Source organism: Mesorhizobium sp. P2_C7, assembly GCF_056404515.1.
Genome location: NZ_JBFUDW010000010.1, coordinates 248,332 through 255,103 on the forward strand (window position 1 = coordinate 248,332; position 6,772 = coordinate 255,103).

Here is a 6,772-nt window from a genome sequence, read left to right on the forward strand (position 1 = left end):
CCGATCGTGCCCGGGCACAGCTTTGCTTAGGGTCTTGGCCATGCATCAGAACAAAAACTGGCTTCACCGCATTCCTGAAGACGAGTCCAGGAGCAAAGAAATGACCTTCAACACCATAATGGTTCAACTCGATATCGATTCACCGGCAGCACCACGAACGACATATGCCCGCGAATTGGCTCGAAGGTTCGAAGCGACACTGATCGGTTTTGCCTCGGCTGATGCTTACGTGTTCGTTCCCGGTGACCATGGCAGCATGGCCGCGGCGGAGATATTGCGTCAACGCAGGGCGGAAATCGAGGATCGCCTGAAAATTCTAAGGGAAGAATTCCTGTCCATTGTCGGAGACAAAGCGTCCTGGTGCGAGGAGATCGGAGATCCGACACGTCTGCTCGCGACGCATGGTCGCGCCGCCGATCTGATCGTCACAGGAAATCCGGCAAGGGGCATCGCCAGCGACCGCCACCGCATAGTCGATGCTGGCAGTTTGGTGCTGTCGGCGGGTCGGCCGGTGCTGCTTGCGGCCGACAAACTTGCTCCGCTCAACCCGCAGAACGTTCTTGTAGCGTGGAAGGACGCGCGCGAAGCCCGGCGCGCAGTCAGCGATGCACTGCCCTTTTTGGCCAGCGCACAGCATGTACTGGTGGCGACGATCGAAGAACCGGACCAGATAAACGCCCGCGAAAGTACCGGAGACGTTGTTCGGTTCTTGGCGAAGCATGGCATCAAAGCAAGATCCGAGGTCATAGGCGTCGGCGGTGCAGACCCGTGCGAAGCCGTCGCCGAGCTCGCCGCTGCGATCGATGCAGAACTTGTGGTCGCCGGCGGCTACGGTCATAGCCGGATCCGCGAATGGGCTTTCGGCGGCATGACCCGCTCCCTGCTCAAGCAAGGCACTGTCAATCGGCTGTTTTCAAACTGACTAGGTCACGATGACGTTGCTCTGTGCCAACGGCTGGCCGCATCGACGTTCGGGCCCATGTCTACGTAGTTTCCCGTAGGGACATAACCGAATTTCGCACGCCCCCGATTCGCGCGATTGCTGTTGTCACGGATCAACCGGGGAAACAGGCATGCAAACCCATATCGCCTCAAGGATTTCATTGCCGTCACAACCCTCCCAGCCAAATTTGCCCATAGTTCTTGATTTCGTGCCGTTGCAGCCACTCAACTTCTTCCAGGCCGGTTCGGAAATCTATGCGCAGGGCGAAAAGGCCGGAGGTCTCTATCAGGTCGAGTTCGGCGCGGTCCGCACCTATCGTCTCCTTGCCGACGGTCGCCGACAGATAAGTGCCTTCCACTTGGTTGGCGAGACATTCGGTTTCGAAGCTGACACGACACACCATTTCTTCGCCGAAGCTATCAACGCAACCGGCATCCGTGTCTATCGATTTGGTGCCGGGGCGGATGTCTCCGGCCAGTTGCTGCCCCTGGCCCTCAGAGGCTTGACCAGGGCCCAGGAACACCTCCTTGTCCTCGGTCGCCAGAATGCCATCGAACGGGTCGCGGCGTTCCTAGTCGACATAGCAGAGCGGCAAGGCGGATTGCGGCAGGTCGAGCTGCCAATGTCGCGCATGGATATCGGCGACTATCTCGGCCTCACAATCGAGACCGTGTCGCGAGTCTTCACCCGGCTGAAGGACAAGGGCGTTATCCGCCTGCTGAGCCTGCGCAGCATAGAAATCGTCAAGCAGGACGCGCTTCAAATCATGAGCGAGTAAGGGCGCGTGCCTCGAAAAGAGACGAGACAGCCGCGCCGCAACACAACCTCGAACCTGGGAGATAATGATGGGTAGCACGCTTGCCACGCATACAGGGTTTCGCTTCGATGTACGCCGCGCACGCCCCCAGGATGAGCCGGCCCTGGCGAAATTCTTCACCCATGTGACGCCGGAAGACCTGCGCTTCCGCTTTCTTGGCGGAGTGAAAGAAGTTTCTCATGAGCGGCTCGTAGCTATGACGCGGTCTGATGACCCTCGCATTCACAATTTTCTTGCGTTCTCTCCAGAGGAAATGCTGATCGCGGTGGCAACGCTGGCGTGCGACCAGGCCAATCGGCACGGGGAGGTCGCGATCTGCATTCGATCAGATCGCAAACATATGGGCGTCGGTTGGGAACTGCTTGCCTATATCGCAAAGTATGCTGACGGGATCGGTCTCGAGACAATCGAGTCTATCGAAAGCCGAGAAAACCGTGCTGCGATCGAACTCGAGCGCGACATGGGATTTAGTGTCACTGCTGACCCCGACGACCCGACACTTGTCGTAGTTCAGCGAAAGCTCGGCGCCCCCCTGCCCCGCTAGACTAGCAACCGGTCTTGCGCAAATGGAGGTCGCATCGGGGCTCTTGTTCAAACGTTGAGGATTTCCCTGGAGATCGTTGCTTCCTGGTCAGTGGGGAGGACAAGGACGTCGACGCGGGACCGCGGGCTGCTTTCTTCGTCGTTCCGGTTCAAATCATTGTCGACGCCAGCGGGAAGCAATGCGGCGGCTTCGCATATCCTTTGCCGTGCGCTAGCTGGCAGCTGATGTGTACGACTATCTCTGTGGGACGCCGTTGCTTGCGAGGCATCTCGCCGATGGCTTTCTCGACACTCGGGTACTCCTGTGTAGAATTTGAGCGCGAGCACTTTTACTCTTCGAAGTGCCCCACACTTGCTGGCAGATGACGTTTCGATGTCCATGCGATCCGTTGGTCGCGCATCTCCGTTCGAGCTGTGGCGAAGGACATTTTTGTGTCGGCATTGATCCCAATCAATGTGCCCTCCGCTCGCAAGGGCTCTGATCCTGTCCTTGCTCGGCCGAGCCTGATTTGGCGACGTGGGCGCGATGAGCTGCGGCAAGACCGCGGATTCGCGAAGCAATGGACCATTTTGGTGACAACACCTGGCAAGCGGGTCCGCTGACCTCCAACTCTGCGCCTCTTGGGAAACCTAATGTGGAAGGGTGGAGGCGGCGGTACCTGTCAATCAACTCACTCCAAGGAGAAGAGCCATGGCCGAAACTGCCACCAAACTACCTGTCAAGACAGAGAAGAGCACTGGGCCGGCGCCGGCCGGCAACTGGACTACTCCGTTCGAAAGCCTGCGTCGCGAAATCGACCGACTGTTCGACGACTTCCATCCCTTCGATTTTCGGCTGCCTTCGACGCGCTCCCTGTTCGGTCGTGATCTGCCGTCCCTGCACAATGCGGGCTGGTCAGTCGCGCCGGCCATGGATCTGGTCGAGAAGGACAAGGAGTACGAGATCACGGCCGAACTGCCCGGCATCGACGAAAAGAACGTTGAGATCAGACTCGCCAACCGCACACTGACCATCAAGGGCGAGAAGACCGAGCAGAAAGAGGACAAGGAAAAAGACTACTATCTGTCCGAGCGCCGGTATGGCTCCTTCCAGCGTTCCTTCCAGCTGCCTGAAGGCGTCGACGCCGACAAGATCGAAGCAAACTTCGCCAAGGGCGTTCTGACGGTCAAGTTGCCCAAGACGGCCGAAGCCCAGAAGGCCGAGAAGAAGATTGCGGTAAAAGCTGCGTAACAGGCGTGACGACTGGTCGCCTCGGCGCGTTTGTTCCGCGCGCTGAGGCCTTCCAAGACGAGACAAATTGCCAACCTAGGTTCATTTCTCGAGCGGATCGAGCAGGGTCCTTCGCTTGACCGCATCCTGTTCCTAGGCCAGGCGTTGTCGGAAATGCTCGGTATTGAGTGAGCGATCCGCTTATCCACTAGCGGCCTCCCCACAAGTCACAGCCAAATCGCCCGCGTCTAATCCCGTCAGCATGCGTTGGTTCCACCAAAGGCATGCTGCAGATAGCGCGTGCGGCCCTGAGCATGGAGATCCCTCCCTATACGAATGCTGTCGAGCAATCCGCACCTACGGCGATACCGATTTCGCTGGCGCTCGTTGATGCAGGTCAAGGCCGCCAAACGCCACCGGGTGTTTCTTTAGCGTTCGGAAGTCGCTCTGAAGGAGACGATCGATGTTCAATTTGCGTGGTCTTTCCTCCGCAGTTCTGATGCTCAGCGTTGTCGCGATGCCTGTCGCGGCCGGAGCTGAAGACAACGATTCTGGCTGGTGGCATCGTTGGGGAATGGGCCGAATGATGATGGGCCAATGGGGTATGGGCGGCCCGATGGGTGGCTACGATTCAGACGAGATGTTCGATCGGATCGACGGACGCCTCGCTTTCCTCAAGACGGAACTGAAGATCACGGACGAGCAGACCCCCTCCTGGGATGAACTTGCCGGTGTGATCCGCAGCACAGCCGAGTCGCACAATGCACTGATGCAGGGGATGCTCAAGGAATTCCAGGATGGTGAATTCCTGAAGAAGCCCTTGCCCGAGCGACTGGCTTACCAACAGACCCATCTCGAAGCACGTCTAGAACAGGTAAAGACTGTCAGGGCAGCCGTCGAGAAACTATACGCAAAGCTGAGCGATGAGCAGAAGCAGTCGGCTGACGAGATTGTCCTACCGATGATGGGGATGGGTATGGGGCGCTCGGGCGGCTTCGGCCCTGGAATGATGTCCAGATAGCCTCCATTGCGACCTGACCGTGCAGTACGCTGACCGAGCCGGATACCGCAAAGGAACTGAACGCATGTTCACGGTACTTCGCCTTGTGACCGCTAGCGAGCGATCCAAGAATACCGTCACGGAACGCCGGTCAGACTTCATCGCGCCAGAAAGACAGGCAGCGATTGATCTTCAAGCATCGACTGGGTCACGCCACCGAAGATGCGCTCGCGCAATCGCGAATGGCCATAGGCGCCCATCACCATCAGGTCGGCTGCTGTATCGACCGCGTGCTGGCGAAGAACGTCAGAGACGGAATGGTTTGAACTCGGCAGTCGGTCGACCGTAACCTTCACGCCATGCCGGGCGAGATAGGCCGCGGCATCGGCACCAGGTTCCTGTCCATGGTGGTATTCGTCCTCCACCGGGTCGACCATGGCAAGGTGCACTTGGTCGGCGCCGATTAACATTTCGAGTGATTCACGGACGGCGCGCGATGACTCTAGACGAGCATCCCACGCAACCAGCACCCGTTTCGGCCTGAGTGTCGGGCGCGTCCCCGGGGGAACGATCAGCAGCGGCTTTGCGGATGAAAACAAGACGCCCTCGATCACTTTATTCTTCAGCGTCTCTCCAGCGAGCAACTCCGGTCCGATCACCGTAATGTCGGCATAGCGTGCACGACGACCAATTCTTTCGTCAGCCCCGCCAACCTCCGGGTATTCGTTGGAGACATCGGCCGAAAGCGCCCTTTTGGCCAGAAAAGCCGACACGGCAGTGGCCCGCTTCTTCAAACGCCTCTCATCGGCCTGCCGCTCCTTCAGCCAGTCTTCTGAAACGATTGCTGCATACTCTCCGACTGGTGGCGGCGCGGCGATGGCAACTACAAGAACAGCAAGATGGGCGCCGATCTCATCGCAAAGCTCGGCAGCGAGTTTGAGATCGTCGTCACCCATATGCGGTCCCGTAACCGTAAGTATCGTCCTGAAAGCCATGGCGGCTGCTCCCGGTCCTTGTGTCAAATTCCATGACAACGATAACAAGACCGTTCGGTATGCTCATTGCGCTGAATCAAAGACCATGCAGACGCCCAATTGATCGGGATCAAGATATGTGCTGGTCGGCGCGGTAGGCTCAGCCGATCAATCGGTGGATGCGCACATGAGATTTTTGATCGCAGCAATTCTCGCGACCATGGCCTGGGAAGCGTCTAGGGCGCAGGAAATGAGTTACGGCCAGGCAGAATATCTGAACTCCTGCGCTGTCTGTCACGGCATCGACGGCAAGGGCGACGGACCCTTGCGCGACCTGCTGGTCAAGCGTCCGGCCGACCTGACGCACCTTTCCGAACGCAATGGCGGGACGTTTCCCTATTCGAGGGTCTTCGCAATCATTGACGGCCGCTACGCCACACCAAGCCACGGCGACCGCGAGATGCCGGTCTGGGGTCGTCAATTCCTTGAGGACGATGCAAAAACCTACGGCCCCAGTGGGGGCGAGGTGGTGACCACGGAACGCATCCACAACTTGGCGGGTTACATCGCCACGCTGCAGCATTAGACCCAGGCTGCGAAGATCGCCAAATGCCCCATTTGCGCGGACGAAACGAGTGGCGGGCAGTGAGGACTACGAGGTCGAGTACCTTGCCAAGAAGGCAGGCATTACAGTCCAGAAGTCAGGCATTACAGTCCAGCAGGCAAAGGAACTGAGAGCTAACACGGCAACAATGGAACGGGAAGCCAAAGCACTCGGCAAGCGGTGACGACTTCCGATGAGCTACTCCAAGATCAGACGAACGATCAAGGAAGTACTCGTCTACAGGTTTTCCCGCCCCAAGCCCCCGCGTCATCCGACCCGGTTCATCGGGCCAGTGCTCGTCGTCGGCTCCGCCCCTGGATCTAACCTCCCCAAGGGATTCGACGAGAGTTTTTCGGTTCTCACCGTCAACGGTTCCCAGTCGGTGGCGAGGAAATGGGGCATCGCCAAACCTGACGCGACCTTTCTCCATTTCAACCAAGTCGACGGCACGAACGACAATGCCGTGGCCGTACGGCGCGTTCTCAACGGCGAAGAGACCGGCATCCTGTATGTGATGCGCTGGCAGTTCGGAGAGCAGCGCCTGCGCGATGGCCTCGCGGCATTTAACTATCGGTACGACCAGCTCCGGATGGTTAGCACGTACCAGCGCATTGCCCTGCACGAGGCGGTCATGGGCACGCGCCACAGCGAGTTGGACAATGCACGGAAGTTTTCGAACGG

At 58.5% G+C, this 6,772-nt stretch carries 7 protein-coding genes and 1 pseudogene; 7 read left to right on the plus strand and 1 reads right to left on the minus strand.

Annotation, left to right across the window (positions count from 1 at the left end; translation table 11 throughout):
* Positions 1 to 40 precede the first annotated feature (40 nt).
* The 5 genes from AC1D2G_RS21870 to AC1D2G_RS21890 all read left to right on the plus strand — a co-directional run bounded on the left by AC1D2G_RS21870 (position 41) and on the right by AC1D2G_RS21890 (position 4,534).
* The gene (locus AC1D2G_RS21870; RefSeq protein WP_477304552.1) at positions 41 to 922 is read left to right on the plus strand and encodes a universal stress protein; all 882 of its coding nucleotides are present in this window, start codon (positions 41 to 43) and stop codon (positions 920 to 922) included.
* 151 nt (positions 923 to 1,073) lie between these two features.
* Positions 1,074 to 1,721 (plus strand): helix-turn-helix domain-containing protein, encoded by a 648-nt coding sequence (locus AC1D2G_RS21875; protein WP_477304550.1) that lies wholly within the window; start codon positions 1,074 to 1,076, stop codon positions 1,719 to 1,721.
* Between the two features lie 67 nt (positions 1,722 to 1,788).
* The gene (locus tag AC1D2G_RS21880) at positions 1,789 to 2,304 is read left to right on the plus strand and encodes an N-acetyltransferase family protein (RefSeq protein ID WP_477304549.1); all 516 of its coding nucleotides are present in this window, start codon (positions 1,789 to 1,791) and stop codon (positions 2,302 to 2,304) included.
* 690 nt (positions 2,305 to 2,994) lie between these two features.
* Entirely contained in the window at positions 2,995 to 3,534 is a 540-nt protein-coding gene (locus AC1D2G_RS21885) for an Hsp20/alpha crystallin family protein (RefSeq protein WP_477304547.1), read from the plus strand.
* Between the two features lie 442 nt (positions 3,535 to 3,976).
* Positions 3,977 to 4,534 (plus strand): Spy/CpxP family protein refolding chaperone, encoded by a 558-nt coding sequence (locus AC1D2G_RS21890; RefSeq protein WP_477304545.1) that lies wholly within the window; start codon positions 3,977 to 3,979, stop codon positions 4,532 to 4,534.
* A gap of 137 nt (positions 4,535 to 4,671) precedes the next feature.
* On the opposite strand, the gene AC1D2G_RS21895 is transcribed toward AC1D2G_RS21890, so the two are convergent.
* Positions 4,672 to 5,508, minus strand: coding sequence for a universal stress protein (locus AC1D2G_RS21895; protein WP_477304543.1), 837 nt, complete (start codon positions 5,506 to 5,508; stop codon positions 4,672 to 4,674).
* A 166-nt stretch (positions 5,509 to 5,674) separates the two neighbouring features.
* On the opposite strand from AC1D2G_RS21895, the gene AC1D2G_RS21900 reads away from it, so the two are divergent.
* Both AC1D2G_RS21900 and AC1D2G_RS21905 read left to right on the plus strand, forming a co-directional pair.
* Entirely contained in the window at positions 5,675 to 6,073 is a 399-nt protein-coding gene (locus tag AC1D2G_RS21900) for a c-type cytochrome (protein ID WP_477304541.1), read from the plus strand.
* Positions 6,074 to 6,284: 211 nt separating this feature from the next.
* Positions 6,285 to 6,772 (plus strand): annotated as a pseudogene (locus AC1D2G_RS21905) (membrane-anchored protein); the annotation flags it as partial.

Bases quoted from the DNA above. Each gene is read 5' to 3' on its own strand.
- AC1D2G_RS21870 (WP_477304552.1), top strand. From the start codon at position 41: ATGCATCAGAACAAAAACTGGCTTCACCGCATTCCTGAAGACGAGTCC.
- AC1D2G_RS21875 (WP_477304550.1), top strand. From the start codon at position 1,074: ATGCAAACCCATATCGCCTCAAGGATTTCATTGCCGTCACAACCCTCC.
- AC1D2G_RS21880 (WP_477304549.1), top strand. From the start codon at position 1,789: ATGGGTAGCACGCTTGCCACGCATACAGGGTTTCGCTTCGATGTACGC.
- AC1D2G_RS21885 (WP_477304547.1), top strand. From the start codon at position 2,995: ATGGCCGAAACTGCCACCAAACTACCTGTCAAGACAGAGAAGAGCACT.
- AC1D2G_RS21890 (WP_477304545.1), top strand. From the start codon at position 3,977: ATGTTCAATTTGCGTGGTCTTTCCTCCGCAGTTCTGATGCTCAGCGTT.
- AC1D2G_RS21895 (WP_477304543.1), bottom strand. From the start codon at position 5,508: ATGGCTTTCAGGACGATACTTACGGTTACGGGACCGCATATGGGTGAC.
- AC1D2G_RS21900 (WP_477304541.1), top strand. From the start codon at position 5,675: ATGAGATTTTTGATCGCAGCAATTCTCGCGACCATGGCCTGGGAAGCG.